The organism is Roseivivax isoporae LMG 25204 (genome assembly GCF_000521865.1).
Classification (GTDB): Bacteria; Pseudomonadota; Alphaproteobacteria; order Rhodobacterales; family Rhodobacteraceae; genus Roseivivax; species Roseivivax isoporae.
Genome location: NZ_JAME01000201.1, coordinates 1 through 303, shown reverse-complemented (window position 1 = coordinate 303; position 303 = coordinate 1). Strand labels below are relative to the sequence as shown.

General features: G+C 64.4%; 1 protein-coding gene. It reads right to left on the bottom strand.

All coding sequences use genetic code 11. The annotated features are described in order from the left end of the window. Positions 1 to 303, bottom strand: a 303-nt coding sequence (locus RISW2_RS23345) for a tripartite tricarboxylate transporter substrate-binding protein (protein ID WP_043776158.1), incomplete at both ends; no start/stop codon positions are given.

Below are 303 nucleotides of genomic sequence, written 5' to 3'. Positions count from 1 at the left end.
GCTTCTCCTTGCCGGCCTGCTGCTGCCAGTCCTTGAGCGAATGGATCTTGCTGTTGGCGCTGACGACGATGACCGAGGACGATTCGAACAGCAGCCCGACCGGCACCAGGTCGCTGTCCTCATAGGGCATCTTGCTGCGCAGCAGCTTGTTGGTGATGGCGCCATTGCCGGCCACCAGGAAGGTGTAGCCATCGGCTGGCGCCTTGGCCACCATGTCCGAGCCGATGATGCCGCCCGCGCCGGGGCGGTTGTCGATGATGACGGGCTGCTTGAGATGGTCGGACAGCCCGGTGGCGAAGATCC